This window comes from Dyadobacter sp. HNCC25DJ185 (genome assembly GCF_056895195.1).
The window spans coordinates 19,792-37,169 of sequence record NZ_JBXHAR010000014.1; the positions used below are offsets into that span (position 1 = coordinate 19,792).

The following is a 17,378-nucleotide window of genomic DNA, read 5'->3' on the forward strand; positions in this document are numbered from 1 at the left end:
TTTTTTATACTCTAAATATCTTAAATCGTCCCGGGATCCCCCTTGATCGATTTAGCTGCTTTGATTAGGGTCTCGGGAGTCTGATACCCCAGGAGCTGTTTGACCACTTTACCCTTTGCATTGATAAAGAAAAGCGTCGGATAACCTTCGATAGGGTACTTGTTGGCCAAAGCCGGACCTTCTCCGCTTTCCATGTCAAATTTTACGTTGATGAATTTATCGTTAAAAACTTCTGCAACGTCGTCACGCGTAAAGACGTTTTTCTGCAATAGCTTACAAGGTCCGCACCAGGTCGTATAGGCATCAAAAAAGATGATCTTCTTTTCTTCCTTTGCCTTTTTCAGGATCGACGCCCATGAAGCTTCCGTGAACTGAATGCCTTTTTCTGCCGCTTTGCCGGCTTTCTTGTTATCGTCTTTCGCTTCTGCAATCGAAAAGGTCAAGGCGAAAACCGCGATCAGGAGACCTAAATTTTTTAGACTTTTCATTCTTATTGATGGTTCTGTTGTACACTCAGTTTTAACGAAAATACATCCTTGTTTTATTTTATCCAATATCTTTCAAACCGCAGGCACGGATTATTATGCCATTGGGATTTCAAAAAGGGTAACTTTGCAGCTCTAACAACCAATAGAAAAATATGAAAGTTCAGGAAGCAAAGTATGTGATGAGCAATTCGGATTACCAGAAATGCCCTGATCCTGTTTTGCCCGAATATGCTTTCATAGGTCGCTCCAATGTTGGCAAATCATCGCTGATCAATATGCTGACGGGGAAAAAATCCCTGGCCAAAACTTCCCAGCAACCCGGCAAAACACAGCTTATCAATCATTTCCTGATTAATAATCAGTGGTACCTAGTCGATTTGCCTGGTTACGGATATGCAAAAGTCAGCAAGACAGAACGTGAAAAGTGGGAGAAAATGATCCACGATTATTTGTACAACCGCGAAAACCTGATTTGCACTTTTGTTCTCATTGATGTAAGGCATAGCGCGTTGGCCGTCGACCTCGAATTTATGGAAGCGCTGGGCGAAGCAGGAATTCCTTTCCATATCATTTTTACAAAGGCCGACAAGCTGAAACCAGGCCAGGTAGCCAGTCAGGTGCAGGCATATGAGCAAAAATTAGCTGAAATCTGGGAGGAAATTCCCCCTGTGTTCGTAACATCCGCTGAAAAAAACGAAGGTTCCGAGCCGATTTTAAAAACAATAGAAACTTATAACCAGTCGTTTGAAAAGGCAAAGTGAGTCCTGGGTTGTTTAAGGGATAATCTTTCCGTTATTTTGCGCAAAATTTAATTGGTAATCGATTCAACAGTATCATTATTAAGGATATAACTAATAAATAAGAAAGGATGAGTGAAAAAGTAGAGTCAACCGGAATGGATTTGTTGAAGGAAATAGCCAACGTTTCTGGTAAAGGCGGTTTGTTTCGTATTCTTAAGCCGAGCCGTGCGGGCGTTATTGTAGAAAGCCTTGATGAAAAACACGAAAAAACTTTAATCGGGCCAACTGCGCGCGTTTCAGTCCTGAAAGATGTATCGATATTCACCGATGGCGAAACTGAATCTGTCCCTCTTGAAGATGTATTTCTTACGATTCGTGAAATGCATGGAGAGCAGATTGATCTGCCGGTTAAAACAGCTTCCGACAAGCAACTGATCGAGTTCCTCGCTAAGGTCCTGCCGGATTTTGACAGGTCTAAAGTGTATGTATCGGATATTAAAAAGATCATTACCTGGTACAATCTGCTATCAAAATATACCCCTGAACTCTTCATAGCGAAGACGGAGGAGCCGGAAGCGGCACCAGCGGAAACTACCGAGGCGCCAGCGGAAGAACCAGCAAAGAAGGCTTCTAAAAAAGAGAAAAGTGACGCCTAGGTTGCACATGATATATTTCGAGAACCCTGTCGACCCGGCGGGGTTTTTATTTTTTTAAGTATAGAATTTCTGTCTCGATGACCCAACTCTCCGCCTTCATTGATCATACGCTTCTAAGTCCCGTTGCCAGCGAAACAGACATTAGAAAAATATGCGAGGAAGCCTGGATACATCAGTTTAAAGCAGTTTGTGTTGCCCCGACTTTCGTACCTTATGTAGCCGAAATGCTGGAATTTTGCCCGAATAGAATAGAAATCGTGACCGTTGTGGGATATCCGTTTGGGTTTTCAACTACGGCGACAAAGATGGCCGAGGCAGAACAGGCATTGAAAAGCGGAGCAACCGAAATCGAAGTGGTCATGAATTTTTCCCAGTTCAAATCCATGGCATATATGAGCGTCAGGGAAGAATTGCAGCAACTTTCAAACATGGCGCACCACGCAGAAGCCCAATGTACGGTAATTATTGAAACCGCCTATCTCGATTCATTTGACCTCTATACCGCTGCCGAAATCTGCGTCGAGGCTAATGCCGATTTTGTGAAAACTTCTGCCGGATTTATTGGTAACCATACTGATCAGGACATTTTGAGAAAGCTGAGACCGATGCTTCCTTCTACCGTGAGAATAAAGGCAGGAGGCCCGGTTTATTCCTATAACGATGCCATTGGCCTTATTGACTCAGGGGCGGACCGGATTAGCACTTCCTCAGGTGTTACAATAGTTGTATCCGCATGAAACGGCGCGTTTTGCTTATCAGCACAGTTCATCCTGCGACAGATCCGAGAATCGTTTACAAAATCGCTCCTTCGCTGGCTCCCAGCTATGAGGTTTTTTGCGCCCTGCCCAATGCTGGCAATAAAAGTGTAACCCGTATTTTTAATATCAAACTGCCGTACTTTAGAAGTTTGCTCCTCAGGTTGTTGATCAGCCATCCCGTTATGCTTTGGAAGTGCCTGCGGCTTAACCCTGATATAATCCATATCTTCGTGCCGGAGTTGATTCCCGCTGCCTTGCTGTTCGAATGGAAGGGAGCCAAGGTCATTTACGAAGTGCAGGAAAACTTATACAAGAAGTTTGAGATCAAACAATCCAACAATAGCCTTATTTTCAAAACTTTATTTCGCCATTTCGACTCTGTTGCCCGAAGGAAATTCCATCTTATTTTTACCGAAGATGCCTACCTGAAAGAATACAGCCGGCTCAGCCATTCGAGTGCTATTGTCCGTAATTTCGCTTCGGAAACCCTCATTGATGCTATTCCCGAAAATCATACCCCGATTTCTGCCCGATATGAGTTTTTCTATGCAGGAGTTATTTCATTGGAACGATGTTTTGATATATTATTACTGGCATTGGTAAAGTTAAAATCCCTCTATCCAGATTTTCATGTTCATTTATTTGGGCCTGTAAGATTGGGGTCAAAAAAGTTAAAACACTTACACGGTTACGAGCAGGTCGCCGGGCATTTGACTTTTTATGGTTATCAGGATCAAAAACGCGCATTAAGTTTTGCCGGGAGATGTATTGCAGGAATTGCGCTGCTCAAACCAGTTGCTGACTATCCGGATTCTTACACCACTAAATTATTCGAATATATGGCGTTGGGCCTGCCGGTAATCACTTCGGATTTTTCTCTTTACAAGCAGGTTACGGAACATTCGGAATGTGGCTTTTGTATTTCTCCATATGATGCGGAAGCATTATGCGATAAGCTGGCCTGGTTCATCGAAAATCCCGCAGAAAGATCAAAAATGGGTTTAAATGGAAAAAAGTCCGTGTATGAAAGGTACAACTGGACAACAGAAGAAGAAACACTTTTGTCATTTTATAATTCTCTTATTCGAAAGGCATAGATATCTGACGGGGAAGCGGTTAATTCCGTATCATTTTATAAATTTATTATTGAATTGTTCAAATATTAAGTACTACGATTTCTATGAAATATTTAACTTTCGAAATCAAAAAGAATCGTAGTTTGCGAAGTCAACTTCTCAATCATGTATATTAATACAGTTAGTCATTATTTGCCAAGCGAAGTTATTGGTAATGAATATTTTACAAATATTAACAATCTGTCCAACGAGTGGATTGTAGAGCGAACAGGAATTTCAGAAAGACGTAGGGCATCCCCGGAAGAAAATACTTCCACGATGGCAGTAAAAGCAGTAGAGTCCTTACTTGAAAATATCCCTTACAGCAAAAATGAAATCGATTTGATCATAGGTGCCACCTATACACCCTATGACACCATAGTTACACTGGCCCACGCGGTACAACACCAGCTTCAGATTCCCGATATTCCGGTCGTAAGCATTTCATCCGCTTGTTCTTCCTTACTGAACGCCATTGAAATTGTAGAAGGTTACTTTGCGATGGGTAAGGCGTCCAAGGCATTGGTAATTGTTTCGGACCATAATACCGCCTACTACAATGAAATGGATACCGTTTCAGGACACCTTTGGGGAGATGGCGCTTCGGCAATGTTGATTTCGAAAGAACGTCAGACCGAATCGGATATGGAAATTAAAAAATTGATCACAGGCGGCGCGGCGACCAGCGGAAAAGCGATCGAGGCCGTCGTCTTACGGCCTAATGACCGTGGCGTGATCATGCCGTTTGGCCGCGACGTTTTTCAAAATGCCTGCGTTTATATGCCGAAGGTGAGTCAGCAGGTACTTCAGGCTTGCGGGCTTACCATTAGCGATCTGGATTACCTGATCCCACATCAGGCCAATCACAGGATCAGCCTCAATGTAATCAACACCTTGGGCATACCGCCTGAAAAGCTGATTTCCAATATTCAATATCTTGGGAATACCGGCTGTGCAGGTTGCGCGATCGCACTTTCCGAAAATAAAGGCAAATTCAAAAAGGGGGATAACATTGTAATTACTGTTTTCGGCGGTGGGTACTCTTATGGCGCCATGCTGCTGACTGTGTAGCCGAGCAATATACCATAAAAGAGAGGTGGCCGAGCAATTCAACCACCTCTCTTTTTTTAATATCGATATATCTAATTCACTTCGGGTTCAGCAAACATCGCCGGTCTCCAGACATTGTTATCCGGGTTAATATCTGGCAGGTTATGCTCAGGATCAATCGTCACAGAGCGTATCGCCTGCTGGGTGGCTGCTTTGAAAGTCCAGGACCCGCCTCTTTGCCAGATTTCAACCGGCAGTTCAATGCGGGTTTTCTTTCCACTAATTTCTTCTATATCAATTTTCGCAGGCATTGCCCATTGGTCCAGGTTTTCAATTGTAATAAAAGAGCCCTTTTGTGGGTTTTGCTCCACGTAGCTCACTTCTTTTACACCTTGGTCCAACTTATAGTTTTCAAAAAACCATCCTTTCCAAAACCAGCCCAGGTCCTCGCCTGCCGCATCCTCTATGGTCCTGAAAAAATCGTATGGCGTGGGGTGTTTAAAAGCCCAGCGTTGTACATATAAATGGAAAGCATAATCGAAACGGTCTTTACCGAGAACCTGCTCACGAAGCATTTTCAAACCCAGTGCTGGCTTGTAATAGGCTTCCCAGCCCAAGTTAACTGCCTGCACTACGTCTGGAATGGTCATGATCGGATCCGCTTTCGGACGGAAAATCATTGGAGCCAGCCGATGCATGTCATTCATCTGCATTGTCTTATACTCCCCGTTATTGAAGTTATCCCCCGAAAGGAAATTGATGAAAGTATTGAAGCCCTCATCCATCCAGGCATACTTACGCTCATTGTTACCCACAATCATCGGGAACCAGTTATGCCCGAATTCATGGTCTGTCACGCCCCAAAGATCTTCTTTGCGGCTTTTGCTGCTGCAAAATACGATACCTGGATATTCCATCCCGCCTACAATTCCGGCGACATTGGTTGCGGTCGGGTAAGTAAACTCATGCACATAGCCTGAGTAAAATTCAATACAACCTTTTACATATTCTGTTGACCTCCCCCAGCCTTCCAAACCACCGTCTTCGGCCGGATAAACCGATTGTGCAAGGGCCGTTTTTCCTTTGGGCAAATTCATGCGTGCCGCGTCCCATACAAATGCCTTAGAAGTAGCCCAGGCAATATCACGTGCCTGCGTGCAACGAAAACGCCAGGTCAGTGTACCCGATTGTTTAGGGCGGGACTGAGGGTTCTTTACCTCCTCCTCGGTACGGATCATGACAGTCTGATCACTTTTCGCAGCTTCCGCCAGTCTTTTTCTTTGTTCAGCTGTAAGAACTTCGGCAGGGTTAATGAGTTCGCCGGAGCCTACCACAATATGGTCCCAGGGTACGGTAACGTTGTATTCGAAATCTCCGTATTCGAGATAAAACTCGCCAGCGCCCAGATAGGGCAGCAGGTTCCAGCCCTCTATATCATCAAAAACAGCTACCCGTGGATACCACTGGGCCATCTCGTAAACAATCCCATTCTTCGTTTCCAATGTTCCCATACGGTCCGACCCATACTCCGGGATCTTAAAAGAATAAGCGATCTTTATCTTGATGATATCACCGTTCGGTTTTACAGGCGTCGTCAAACGGATCTGCATCCGGGTGTCGGTGATTTTATAATCCGCCTCAACAAACTTCTCCTTCCCTTGCTGAATAGACACAGATCTGATCGAATCGCCTCCTTCAAAACCTGTATTTCCAAAACGTCCGCCAGAAACCGGTGTGGTTTTCCCACCTCTGGATTTATCGCTAAAAGCATTCTGGTCCAATTGCAGCCAAATAAATTCCAGGCTCTCGGGACTGTTATTTTTATAGGTTAGTTCAATATCTCCGCTCACTGTACCCTTATCCTCGTCCAATGCTATATTGATTTTGTAATCTGCACGATTCTGCCAATACCTTGGTCCCGGTGCACCACTTCCTGTACGGTATTCACTGCCTGGCTGAAAGTTAAAAAGCGGATGAAAAAGTACATGCGCGTCATATGCCCCTTTACCTGCGTCCTGCGCAATGCTGCCGAACGAGCCCAGGGTGCCGATCACCAACATACCCAGACGAAATAATGAAATTTTCATTCTATCAATTAATAATGGAAAATATAGGTTTGTAAACGAGCAAGATACGCTTTTTCGCCATTTTAAGAATAAAAAGTTTAACTTTTGCCCAGCAAAGTCCTCTTACATTGCCGCTGTGTAATTATTCCAAAACCATCATGCGAAAGCGTCTTTCCGTCGAATCTTATGTCGAAGGCATTCTTGCCGGCGACAGGATGATGCTGGGCCGTGCCATCACTATTACGGAAAGTCGGCTGGCTGACGACAAGGTTTTGGCTGGTGCAATTCTTCAGAACATATTGCCCAGAACGGGAAACGCAATTCGTATTGGAGTTACCGGAGTTCCGGGGGTTGGCAAAAGCACCTTCATAGAAGCATTCGGACAATATCTGACATCATTGGGTAAACGTGTCGCCGTGCTCGCGATCGACCCTTCCAGTAAAAAGTCAGGCGGAAGCATCCTGGGCGATAAAACCAGAATGGAGCAACTTTCCCATAATCCGCTCGCATTTATTCGGCCGTCGGCCACCCGCCTATCGCTGGGCGGCGTTGCACGAAGTACGCGTGAAACAATCCTTTTATGCGAGGCGGCAGGTTATGAGATCATCCTTGTAGAGACTGTTGGCGTAGGCCAGTCCGAGACGTTGGTGAAAGGTATGACCGATTTTTTCCTGCTTTTAATGCTCGCTGGTGCGGGCGATGAGCTCCAGGGAATGAAGAAGGGGATCATGGAGATGGTAGACGCCATTGCGGTTAACAAGGCAGACGGTTCCAATGAAAAAGCTGCAAACCTAGCAGTTTCCGAATATCGGAATGCTTTACACCTGCTTCCCGCAACCGAATCCGGATTTAATGTACAAGTGATCGCATGTTCTGCCTTAGAAGCGATAGGGATGGATATAATCTGGGACATGGTTCGGGAATACACGGAAGTAACCCAAGCGAACGGCTTTTTTATAAAAAATCGTCAATCTCAGAATACAGAGTGGCTGCACGATCAGGTCCGCCAGTCCCTGGAAGATTTATTTTACGAAAATGTGGCTGTAAAAAAGCAATTGCCCGGCATTCAGAAAAAAGTACAGGAAGGAAAAGAGCTGCCGGTTAGCGCTGCCAATGAGTTACTTGAATTATTTCTCAAAACCCAGATTCCATTCCCCAAATCATAAAAATGTCAAGCAAAAACATTTTTGAACTATGTTTGAGCGTTAAACGTAACGTATCATGTAAACTAATCAACTATTACCTCGATGATGAAGATTAATCCTGTCCTTGGCAAGACCGCCTTACTTGCTTTCTTCTTAACAGCTTTTACCATTGTCGGCTGTAAGGATGACAAAAAAGATCCGGATCCTGTTACACCAGACAATAATCCTATAGTTGGGACCTGGCAGCTGACTTCTATCACTCCAGAGACTTCTGGTACCACCATTCCCGCGCTCCAATTTATCACTGCCTCCGTTCCTTGCTTATTCAGTCTTAAAATCACTTTCAAATCGGACAATAGTATCACTACTGCTGATTGCAGTGCCGCTGTTTCTGCAATTGACCCGTTTGTTCCCGTAGGCTCCGACGCCAAATGGAAAGTAAACGGAGATAAACTCGTATTGTCCAAAGGAACCACTAGCCAGGAGTTCAAAATGACGCAAACCGCAACGGATCTTACTGTAGTCGTTAATACCAATACAGACGCCACCAAACCTGCGGTAAATGCAGTTCTGCTGTTCAAAAAAGTTTAGATATTCAGAAAATGAAAGCAGCCGGGGCAATGCCCTGGCTGCTTTCATTTTTATCCGCTGGTATGATCGCAAATGATGACCCACTTACCCTTGATTTTTTTCCAGAGCAAAGTGTAATGACCTTCCAAATCTCCCTTCACAGGTCTCGTCAGATGAAATTTACCCACCAAAAAAGCTACACCGGGTCCGGGAAAGGTAAAGTTGATAAACGTGAACTTCAGTTTACCCATCGCTGCCCTGTCAGGATAGCGTTTCAGATACCCTTTGTAAGTTGATTGGTAGCCATAGGTAACTCCGGTCTTCCCCACAAACATTAGCGAATCAGATTCCCAATAGCCATTCATAAAAGATTTGATATCCCCTCTGTTCCAATCAGCGACTTGCCGGTCGAGAGTAGCCAGGATTTGTTCTTTATCCTTGGCGGATTGTGCTTTGCCGACCAACGCCAGCGCTAGCAGTAATATGGCAAAAAGCCAGTTTCTCATAATTTTTATGGATTTTTGTAAAGTTTTGCGGATTCCAATATAATCAAAGAATCGCGTGAACCGGACTAATATTCATAGAAATCAGAGTCAGAAACAGCCATGGGCAAGTTAGATAGTCTTTTCAAGAAGATGGACAGGCAGAAATACCCTTTTATAGACGGCCTCTATTATTTATTCATTATTGTTTTCCTGCTGATTTTATTCCTACTTTTTGCCTGACCGTGAATCCGTATTTATTTATTTTAAACCCGAATTCCGGTACGACAATTGGGAAAAAGATGACGATTGTTGAAAATACAATCGAATCCTTTGCAAGAAAAACGGGCAACCGGGCCACGATTCTTTTTACAGAAGAGCCTGGTCACGCAACAACCCTGGTAACCGAGAATCTTTCGAAGGAAAATTGGAAAGCCGTTGTCGCTGTAGGTGGCGACGGGACTGTTAACGAAATAGCCAGGCCTCTTGTAGGATCTAATACACCTGTTGGCATTCTGCCATTGGGTTCAGGAAATGGGCTTGCCAGGCACCTAGGGATTCCGTTGACACTTGAAAGTTCTTTAAAAAGACTGTTTGACGGAGCCGTCACGACCATCGACAGCGCCGAGTTGAATGACATTCCTTTTTTCTGTACGGCCGGAATGGGTTTCGATGCTTATGTGGGCCATTTGTTCAGCCAGCAAAGCGAGCGGGGACTTGCCAGCTATGTCAACGTGTCCTTCAAATCCTACTGGGCCTACAAACCGCAGCATTTCCGGCTCAATGGTCTGGATACCAATGCATTTTCTCTTTCTTTTGCAAATGCCGGACAATTTGGAAACAATGCCTGGATAGCTCCCACCGCAAGTCTTCAGGATGGTTTTCTGGATGTTTGCACAATCAAGCCGTTTCCCAAGTGGTATGGTGCTTCTTTAGCATATCAGTTATTTACACGGCAAATGAAATCGTCGAAGTTTATCAGCTATCAAAGTGTGCGAAAAGCCGTTGTGGAAACCGAAACGCCGCCTATGATCCATTATGACGGGGAACCATTGCAATTGGACACAACCAAGATTGAAGTGAAAATCAGACCACAAAGTCTTAAAATAATCATCTGAAATTTTTCATGAGCACATTAATTTATATGTATGTCAAAAAATAACCGCTCAGGAATCATTTATTCGACTAATCCGGATTTTGAATTCAACGATTCGGACGACGACATAGAAACTTTGTCTCCTTCTCAACAGGATTTGAGGATCTGGCTTGACCGAAAAGGCGGAGGAAAGGTGATCACCGTCGTCAAAGGATTTATCGGAAAACAAACCGATCTGGAGGCATTGGGAAAGCTCCTTAAATCGCTTTGCGGGAGTGGAGGTACCGTGAAAGATCAGGAAGTCCAGATTCAGGGCGACCACAGAGATAAGGTAATCGGCTGGCTGGTTTCAAAGAGTTATAAAGCAAAAAAAGCCGGAGGTTAGTCCGGCTTAGAGAACCTTATTTGTATCAATGGTGGTCGGTTCTACTGGCGGTGCAGGCGCAGGCTGGTTCAATTGCGTATTGCCGCGGCCGCTCTCAAGTACCTCTACATTAGTCACGAAATATTTGGTATCGCCATTCCAGGGTAATGTAAAAAACTTCTCTTCATAAGTGAGCGAAACCCGGTGTCCGCTTTTAATAGCGTCTTCCAGTTTGGCGATGGCATCCTTGTTTTTTCCACTCACTGAAAAAACCCACTCAGAAGAGCTCATGGTGCCGTCTCCATCATAGAGACCACCCATTCTCAGTTCTCCTTCATAAGTTTTGAACAGATATCCCTTATTGCTCAGCTTTGTAACAAAGCCTCCCCGTTTTCCTTCACTGTAATAGCCAAACGTCAAATAATACAGGATTCCAAATACGATTGCCAGAAAAATAGCAAAGATGACCCATTTACGCATAGCAGTATTTTCAATGGTTTATATGATCAACGAACTTCGCAAAAGCGTTTCATTTTTCCTACTATTTCGCCCGTATTGCGATGACAGGATCCATTCTGGCTGCCAGCATGGCCGGAATGATCCCGGAAAGTACCCCAATCACACTGGAAACCCCCAAGCCCAGCAGGATGTTTCCCGGAGTCAATAATATTTCGAGCGACCCAAGTGACATGAACGACATCAGGTACACCAAAAATATGCCTACCACTCCTCCGACGAGACTAAGCATAACTGCTTCGAAGAGGAACTGAAAGAGAATCGAATAATTTTTTGCTCCCAGAGATTTCTGTATACCAATCAGGTTTGTTCGCTCTTTTACAGAAACAAACATAATATTTGCAATCCCAAAGCCCCCGACCAGAATTGAAAAGCTGCCGATCACCCAACCCGCAACGGTTAAGACTGCAAAAAGGCCGGCAATGGCATCCGCAGCAGCTTCAGGCCTGTTCAGCGAGAAGTTACTTTCCTGTTTTGGTTTAATTCCTCTTTTCGTACGCATAAGCCCGGTAATTTCGGCTTCCACTTCTTTCATTCCTTCATCTTCCGCGAAGCCTTTTACAACAATATCAGCGCTTCGCCGCCCTGATTGGAAGAGCTTGGAAAATGATGAAAATGGTATGAGGCAATTTTTATCAGGGCTGCCTCCGAAATCGATTAAACTTTCGCCCTTCTTTTCTCTCACTCCTATAATTGTAAAGTTATTCCCCGCCAATTTGAATGTTTTCCCAACAGGGTCCCGGCCCGGAAATAACGCTTCAGCAATATCAGAACCTACAACCGCTACATTCCTGGCATTATTTGTTTCCAAAGGAATAAAGTACCGGCCAGTTTGAATAGGAATGTCAGAGATTTGATTGTATTCAAAAGAAACACCCTGGATCTGGGCCGTGATGCTGTTCGAACCGTTTTTCAGGGTTGTATTGCCTTTGAAATCCATCACTGCAACAGCACTTGCATTTTCCAGATTGTCGTACAGAAATTTATATTCGGCATAAGTGGGTTCCGGCCATTGAAAGTATTTCCACCATTGGTATTCCCCGCCGAATCCCCAAGGCCATTTTTGAACATAGATCACTTTATCGCCAATAAAACTCAGGCTGTCCTTGATACTGCGTTCAAGGGAATCTACAATGGTGAATACAGCCACAATCGCAAAAATGCCGACGGTAACTCCCAGTAAAGAAAGTATGGTCCGGGTAATATTGGATTTCAATGCTTGCCATGCAAACCGGAAGCTCTCCAGAATTTGACGTAAAAATTTCATAAGCACCTTCGGGACAATAGAATCTAAAAGTTAGCAGTTAAGTCCCTTGCTTTGAAATAAATTGTTACGAAAGGCAAGAAAAACGGTTCGATTTAATAAATTACAAACTTAACGAGAGCTCTCCTGTATGTCATTGCGCCAAGTATTTCTCTTTTTTGCCGCATTTTTTCCTGGGTTTTTAGCAGGACAAAATCCTGTAAAAGAATCCAAAGGCTTTTATCAGTTTGAGTCTGACGATCCAAATCAAAAGCCTTTTTTCAGCGATCGCTCCGGGGTTTTGGCAAAAAACGGGATTGTAGCGACGGCTCACCCCGAGGCGTCGAAAGTAGGGATTGAGATTCTCCAAGCAGGAGGAAATGCGGTAGATGCCGCTGTTGCAGTACAGTTTGCGCTGGCAGTAGTCCATCCCTCTGCGGGAAATATCGGAGGAGGGGGGTTTCTGTTATACCGTGATCAAACGGGAAAAACCAATAGCATCGATTTTCGGGAAAAGGCCCCGGCAAAAGGGCATGCCGATATGTACCTGAACAAGGATGGAAATATCATCGCGGGGGCCAGCACGCTTGGACGTCTGGCTTCTGGGGTTCCAGGCTCTGTGGACGGTATGGTCGAAGCCCATACCAAATACGGCAGGCTACCCTGGAAACAGGTACTTCAACCCGCGATAAACCTGGCTCAAAATGGGGTAATCCTCACTGAAAGGGAAGCAAGAGGTTTAAACGCAGTAAAAAAGGATCTGATTACACTCAACCCAAAATCCAAATATTTCCTGAACCCATCAGGAAAGGATTGGGCTGCCGGGGATTTGCTGGTTCAGAAAGATTTGGGAAAGGTACTTGTGCGCATCCAGAAAAAGGGACGTGATGGTTTTTACGCAGGAAAAACGGCACGGCAACTGGTTAAAGATATTAATAGAAACAATGAAGGAATAATTAGTAAAAAGGATCTTAGGGATTATCACGCCCAATGGAGAGAAACGATTACCGAACCTTACAAAGATTACACAGTGATCACAATGGCTCCCCCTTCAAGCGGCGGAATCGCGTTAATCCAACTCATGCGCCTTACCGAACCGCACCCGCTTCGAAACTGGGGCTGGCATAGCGACTCCACAGTCCAGGTGATGATTGAAGCCGAAAGACGCGTGTATGCCGACCGGGCAAAATTTCTAGGCGATCCGGATTTTGTAAAGGTTCCGAAAGAAACATTGGTCAGCAGGGATTACCTGCAAACCCGCTGGAAAGACTTTGACTGGAATAAAGCTACCGACAGCAAGAATGTAAAAGGAGGCACTTTTCCGGGTTATGAAAGCCTGGAGACAACCCATTTTTCGATTGTCGATAAAGAAGGAAATGCCGTTTCGTTGACCACCACACTGAACGGAGGCTATGGCAGCCGGGTGGTGATTAAAGGCGGCGGGTTTTTAATGAACAATGAAATGGACGATTTCAGCATCAAAGCAGGTGCGCCGAACATGTACGGCCTCATCGGAAACAAAGCCAATGCCATAGCGCCCGGAAAGCGCATGCTTTCCTCCATGACACCTACTATCATTGAAAAAAACGGCAAATTGTTCATGGTAGTAGGAACACCAGGCGGTTCAACCATAATTACATCGGTTTATCAAACAATTCTGAATGTGCTGGAACATGAAATGACGATGCAGCAAGCTGTAAATGCGTTGAAATTTCACCATCAATGGCTGCCCGACAAAACTACCTTTGAAGAAAATGCATTCTCGGCAAGTACGATCAAGAAGTTAGTGGACAAGGGCTATGTTCTTGAACAGCAGAGAAATACTATTGGCCGAATGGACTGCATCCTGGTACTTCCCGACGGTTCTCTCGAAGGCGGCTCAGATCCTCGGGGAGACGACACGAGCCTCGGATATTAACTGCACGCTGGGCCTGATCAGTGTGTCAATTCCTTAATCAAAGCTTCATGCTGCGGGAACAGACTCGTTAGTTCTTCCCTGTTGGCCATCTCAAAATCGGCAAAATCAAATCCTGGGGCAACTGTACAACCCACCAGGGAATAGCTGCTTCCTTCTGCAGGCCTTGATCCAAACCAGGCACCGGCAGGTACAACAGCCTGAAAGGTTTCGTTGTTCTCAGGATCTGACCCCAGCCTGATCACCTTCAATTCGCCGTCCCCGGGGTTAATTACGAAAATGTCCAAAGCCTCTCCGGCGTAAAAGTGCCACATTTCGTCGGACCTTATTCTATGGAATGCCGAAAAGTGCTGTCTCTCCAGCAAGAAATAGATCCCTGTGGAAAACGATCTGTCACCATTGAACCTGTCTGGCAACAGATCATGACTTATTAATTCAGAAGCTCGGTAAGTTTCTGAATAATAACCCCCTTCAGGATGCGGTTGCAAATCGTATTTTTCTGTCCAATAGGCTGCTGATTTCATGGTTTCAGTTTTTTGGTTGACCAATAACCAAGTTCTATTTGAAAAACAGAAAAAATGACTAATTTTGATCAAAAACAATCTAAAATAATCAAAATTAGTCAAATGAGAAATGAGGGCGTTAAGCTGGTCAATGAGGAAGTCCTATCCGATAACTGGTATACTTTAAGAAAATATACTTACGACTATCAGCGTGCCGATGGCAGCTGGGAACGTCAGAGCCGGGAGGCGTATGACCGTGGAAACGGAGCTACGATATTGCTCTACAATATTGAAAAACAAACAGTTGTACTAACCAGGCAATTCAGGTTACCAACCTACACCAATGGAAATCCAAATGGAATGCTCATCGAAGCTTGCGCGGGCTTATTAGATAAAGATAATGCCGAGGACTGCATCAGGAGAGAAACAGAAGAAGAAACCGGCTACCAGATCAAATCTGTTAAAAAAATATTCGAAGCTTACATGTCACCAGGATCCGTGACGGAAATTCTATACTTTTTTGTAGCGGAATATTCTGACGAAATGAAGGTGAGCGCTGGAGGTGGTTGTGAGACGGAACAGGAAAATATTGAAGTGATTGAGATCCCGTTTAAAGAAGCCGGAGAGATGATTGCTAACGGGGAAATAAAAGATGCAAAAACGATTATGCTGATCCAGTATGCCCAATTAAATAAGTTGCTTGGGTAAAATAATGGCAGCAAATCTACATCATCCCTGGCGCAGCCAATAAATACGCGGCTCTTATCCGGAAACGTCTCACAGTTGCGCCGAGGATGATACAAAACAATATCTTACGAAATAGGATCTGGCGAAATGTCCGTGGTTGGTTCGGCCGAAGTCTTGCTTCCGACAAATTTTGCATACAAATCTTTGAAAAATGCCTCAGCATCCGGAAAGTTGCTTTTAAGCGTTTCTGCACTTTTTGCTTTGAGCTCTTCAAAATATTCCGGTGCCTTGTCTAAAGCTCCTTCTGCATCTGCCTTCAGGTTGTTCGCCTTTGTCTTCAGATCTTCCAGAAGCTTTTCTCCTTCTTCAGTCTGAAGGTACTTATGTGCTGCCACTCCGGCCGCTGCGCCCAGAATAAATGTGGCCAAATGTTTTGAATTGATGCCCATGATTTCCAGTTACTTAGTTTGATATTAAATTTAGGAAAATTCAATTTCTTTTAAAAAAGAAATGATTCCGGCATTCCTTTTAAAAAATTGTGCCGGAATCAAACCGTCTAGCTCACTGGTTTACTTGATTTCGAAAGCCGCCTGCATGCGATAGGTAATTTTGATTTTTTGGTACTGGATATCGCTTTCAGTCACAGCGTCAGCAGATTCTGCCTGGGCAAATGTGCGCATATTTGCTTTTGCATAAACAGGCTGAGGGAAATATAGATTTTCATCTAGTTCTTTTATTTCCAATACTTTCCCCAATTTTTCGCCCAGAGAAGCGACCAGATATTCTGCCTTTTCTTTCGCTGCTTTCAAAGCGTCAATCTTGACTTGCTTTTTAAATTCTTCTTTCTTAGAGTGATCGACCCTGGCTACATTTGCATACTGCACACCACGACTTTCTATCTTGGACATAATGACGTCCAACTTTTCCGGACTATTCACTTTCAGCTCGTATTGTTTGCTTTCCAGAAATGTTGCTGGCTTCTTCTTTTTATCAGAATAATTTTGATATCCCCCTAAGGAGCTGACAGACAATGCTTCTTTGGTCAACCCTGCATCTGTAACCGCCTTGATCAGCTGTTTTTCAAGCGTACTGATCACGACTTTGTCCTTCTGGTTCTTTTCATCTTCAAAATATTCCCTGAGCGAAATGCTGAAATAGATTTCGTCGGGAACGATTTCCATTTCGGCAGTTCCCGCAACTTCAATTCTGGGCACCTGAATTTGCTGTTCATATTTTACCTGTGAAAACGCTGATGGCATAACAGAAGTGGAGAGCATAAGACTTAATAGAATAACCTTTTTCATGGCTTCATTCAATTTAAAAAATGAGTTAAATGTAATTGTTGACCAAAATACAGGGCTCATTGGTCAACGGAGATTTAGATTGAAAAATATGCCAAAGGTTTAAGATATGACCGCTATTGGGCTAAAACCATTAGTGCAATCTTTTTTGATTTTGGGACAAAAAAATAGAAGGCCGACATAAGTTGCTGTCAACCTTCCACTTACACTCCGAATACTTCTGCTTTCAGGTAAAATTCTGGTAGATAGAATCCATAATTCTCACAAAATGCTGATAATCTGAATCATTGAGGCTTCCCCAGCCTTTTCTACGAATATCTGCCACAATTGGGAAAGCCTGATTATAGGTATTTTCCCCGGACTGGGTAAGAAACAAATTAAATTTCCTGCGATCGCCAGCAGCAGCCCCTCGCTCTACCAATCCTTTTTTTTCGAGGAGGTCAATAATACGGGTAACCGTAGGAGGATCTTTAAAAGTCATTTCCGCCAGCTCATTCTGGCTAATTCCCTGCTTTCTGAAAATATGGTCGATAAGTACCCATTGATCTACTGTCAGATCAAAGCCAGCTTCTGTTAATTGTTTTTGGAGGGCGTTGCGAATCTTTTTAATGGTCGTGTCTATTTTAAAAAAATAGGCACGATGATCCGAATGATGTGTCATGGGGAGTACGTTGAAGTTTCAC

20 protein-coding genes are annotated in these 17,378 nt (G+C 44.1%); 11 read left to right on the forward strand and 9 right to left on the reverse strand.

Annotated elements, in window-relative coordinates:
• Positions 1 to 20: 20 nt before the first annotated feature.
• Positions 21 to 488 (reverse strand): thioredoxin family protein, encoded by a 468-nt coding sequence (locus AC1XUF_RS29575; protein ID WP_483345483.1) that lies wholly within the window; start codon positions 486 to 488, stop codon positions 21 to 23.
• Positions 489 to 640: 152 nt separating this feature from the next.
• On the opposite strand from AC1XUF_RS29575, the gene yihA reads away from it, so the two are divergent.
• The 5 genes from yihA (at position 641) to AC1XUF_RS29600 (ending at position 4,828) form a co-directional block, all read left to right on the forward strand.
• On the forward strand, positions 641 to 1,249 hold the full coding sequence (gene yihA, locus AC1XUF_RS29580; RefSeq protein WP_483345484.1) for a ribosome biogenesis GTP-binding protein YihA/YsxC: 609 nt from the start codon (positions 641 to 643) through the stop codon (positions 1,247 to 1,249).
• Between the two features lie 107 nt (positions 1,250 to 1,356).
• Positions 1,357 to 1,884 (forward strand): DUF5606 family protein, encoded by a 528-nt coding sequence (locus AC1XUF_RS29585; protein WP_483345485.1) that lies wholly within the window; start codon positions 1,357 to 1,359, stop codon positions 1,882 to 1,884.
• A gap of 77 nt (positions 1,885 to 1,961) precedes the next feature.
• Entirely contained in the window at positions 1,962 to 2,621 is a 660-nt protein-coding gene (gene deoC / locus AC1XUF_RS29590) for a deoxyribose-phosphate aldolase (protein ID WP_483345486.1), read from the forward strand.
• Complete coding sequence (locus AC1XUF_RS29595; RefSeq protein ID WP_483345487.1) at positions 2,618 to 3,739, forward strand: glycosyltransferase; 1,122 nt, start codon at positions 2,618 to 2,620, stop codon at positions 3,737 to 3,739. Before deoC ends, AC1XUF_RS29595 begins: the two co-directional genes overlap by 4 nt.
• Before the next feature lie 144 nt (positions 3,740 to 3,883).
• Entirely contained in the window at positions 3,884 to 4,828 is a 945-nt protein-coding gene (locus tag AC1XUF_RS29600) for a 3-oxoacyl-ACP synthase III family protein (RefSeq protein WP_483345488.1), read from the forward strand.
• Between the two features lie 71 nt (positions 4,829 to 4,899).
• On the opposite strand, the gene AC1XUF_RS29605 is transcribed toward AC1XUF_RS29600, so the two are convergent.
• On the reverse strand, positions 4,900 to 6,894 hold the full coding sequence (locus AC1XUF_RS29605) for a M1 family metallopeptidase (RefSeq protein ID WP_483345489.1): 1,995 nt from the start codon (positions 6,892 to 6,894) through the stop codon (positions 4,900 to 4,902).
• A 137-nt stretch (positions 6,895 to 7,031) separates the two neighbouring features.
• Between AC1XUF_RS29605 and meaB the strand changes: the two genes are divergently transcribed.
• Together meaB and AC1XUF_RS29615 are read left to right on the forward strand one after the other, a co-directional pair.
• A complete protein-coding gene (gene meaB, locus AC1XUF_RS29610; RefSeq protein ID WP_483345491.1) occupies positions 7,032 to 8,039 on the forward strand; it encodes a methylmalonyl Co-A mutase-associated GTPase MeaB in 1,008 nt (335 codons plus the stop codon).
• Between the two features lie 81 nt (positions 8,040 to 8,120).
• Positions 8,121 to 8,609 carry a lipocalin-like domain-containing protein gene (locus AC1XUF_RS29615; protein ID WP_483345492.1) on the forward strand — a complete coding sequence of 163 codons (489 nt, stop codon included), beginning with the start codon at positions 8,121 to 8,123 and terminating at the stop codon, positions 8,607 to 8,609.
• Positions 8,610 to 8,659: 50 nt separating this feature from the next.
• On the opposite strand, the gene AC1XUF_RS29620 is transcribed toward AC1XUF_RS29615, so the two are convergent.
• Positions 8,660 to 9,094, reverse strand: coding sequence for a YybH family protein (locus AC1XUF_RS29620; RefSeq protein ID WP_483345493.1), 435 nt, complete (start codon positions 9,092 to 9,094; stop codon positions 8,660 to 8,662).
• Positions 9,095 to 9,315: 221 nt separating this feature from the next.
• On the opposite strand from AC1XUF_RS29620, the gene AC1XUF_RS29625 reads away from it, so the two are divergent.
• Both AC1XUF_RS29625 and AC1XUF_RS29630 read left to right on the forward strand, forming a co-directional pair.
• Complete coding sequence (locus AC1XUF_RS29625) at positions 9,316 to 10,188, forward strand: diacylglycerol/lipid kinase family protein (protein ID WP_483345494.1); 873 nt, start codon at positions 9,316 to 9,318, stop codon at positions 10,186 to 10,188.
• A gap of 30 nt (positions 10,189 to 10,218) precedes the next feature.
• Complete coding sequence (locus AC1XUF_RS29630; RefSeq protein ID WP_483345495.1) at positions 10,219 to 10,551, forward strand: translation initiation factor; 333 nt, start codon at positions 10,219 to 10,221, stop codon at positions 10,549 to 10,551.
• A gap of 6 nt (positions 10,552 to 10,557) precedes the next feature.
• On the opposite strand, the gene AC1XUF_RS29635 is transcribed toward AC1XUF_RS29630, so the two are convergent.
• Positions 10,558 to 11,010, reverse strand: a complete 453-nt coding sequence (locus AC1XUF_RS29635; RefSeq protein ID WP_483345496.1) for a hypothetical protein — start codon at positions 11,008 to 11,010, stop codon at positions 10,558 to 10,560.
• A gap of 61 nt (positions 11,011 to 11,071) precedes the next feature.
• Entirely contained in the window at positions 11,072 to 12,313 is a 1,242-nt protein-coding gene (locus AC1XUF_RS29640) for an ABC transporter permease (protein ID WP_483345497.1), read from the reverse strand.
• Between the two features lie 127 nt (positions 12,314 to 12,440).
• Between AC1XUF_RS29640 and ggt the strand changes: the two genes are divergently transcribed.
• Positions 12,441 to 14,207, forward strand: coding sequence for a gamma-glutamyltransferase (gene ggt / locus AC1XUF_RS29645; RefSeq protein ID WP_483345498.1), 1,767 nt, complete (start codon positions 12,441 to 12,443; stop codon positions 14,205 to 14,207).
• A 17-nt stretch (positions 14,208 to 14,224) separates the two neighbouring features.
• Here ggt and AC1XUF_RS29650 read toward each other — a convergent pair whose 3' ends face one another.
• Positions 14,225 to 14,728 carry a cupin domain-containing protein gene (locus tag AC1XUF_RS29650; RefSeq protein ID WP_483345499.1) on the reverse strand — a complete coding sequence of 168 codons (504 nt, stop codon included), beginning with the start codon at positions 14,726 to 14,728 and terminating at the stop codon, positions 14,225 to 14,227.
• Between the two features lie 102 nt (positions 14,729 to 14,830).
• On the opposite strand from AC1XUF_RS29650, the gene nudK reads away from it, so the two are divergent.
• Positions 14,831 to 15,415: a GDP-mannose pyrophosphatase NudK gene (gene nudK / locus AC1XUF_RS29655; protein WP_483345500.1), complete on the forward strand. Its 585-nt coding sequence runs from the start codon at positions 14,831 to 14,833 to the stop codon at positions 15,413 to 15,415.
• Between the two features lie 104 nt (positions 15,416 to 15,519).
• Here nudK and AC1XUF_RS29660 read toward each other — a convergent pair whose 3' ends face one another.
• From AC1XUF_RS29660 to AC1XUF_RS29670, 3 genes are all read right to left on the reverse strand, one after another.
• Positions 15,520 to 15,843 (reverse strand): YtxH domain-containing protein, encoded by a 324-nt coding sequence (locus AC1XUF_RS29660; RefSeq protein WP_483345501.1) that lies wholly within the window; start codon positions 15,841 to 15,843, stop codon positions 15,520 to 15,522.
• A 120-nt stretch (positions 15,844 to 15,963) separates the two neighbouring features.
• The gene (locus AC1XUF_RS29665; RefSeq protein ID WP_483345502.1) at positions 15,964 to 16,698 is read right to left on the reverse strand and encodes an SIMPL domain-containing protein; all 735 of its coding nucleotides are present in this window, start codon (positions 16,696 to 16,698) and stop codon (positions 15,964 to 15,966) included.
• Between the two features lie 223 nt (positions 16,699 to 16,921).
• Entirely contained in the window at positions 16,922 to 17,356 is a 435-nt protein-coding gene (locus AC1XUF_RS29670; RefSeq protein ID WP_483345503.1) for a MarR family winged helix-turn-helix transcriptional regulator, read from the reverse strand.
• Positions 17,357 to 17,378: the final 22 nt, after the last annotated feature.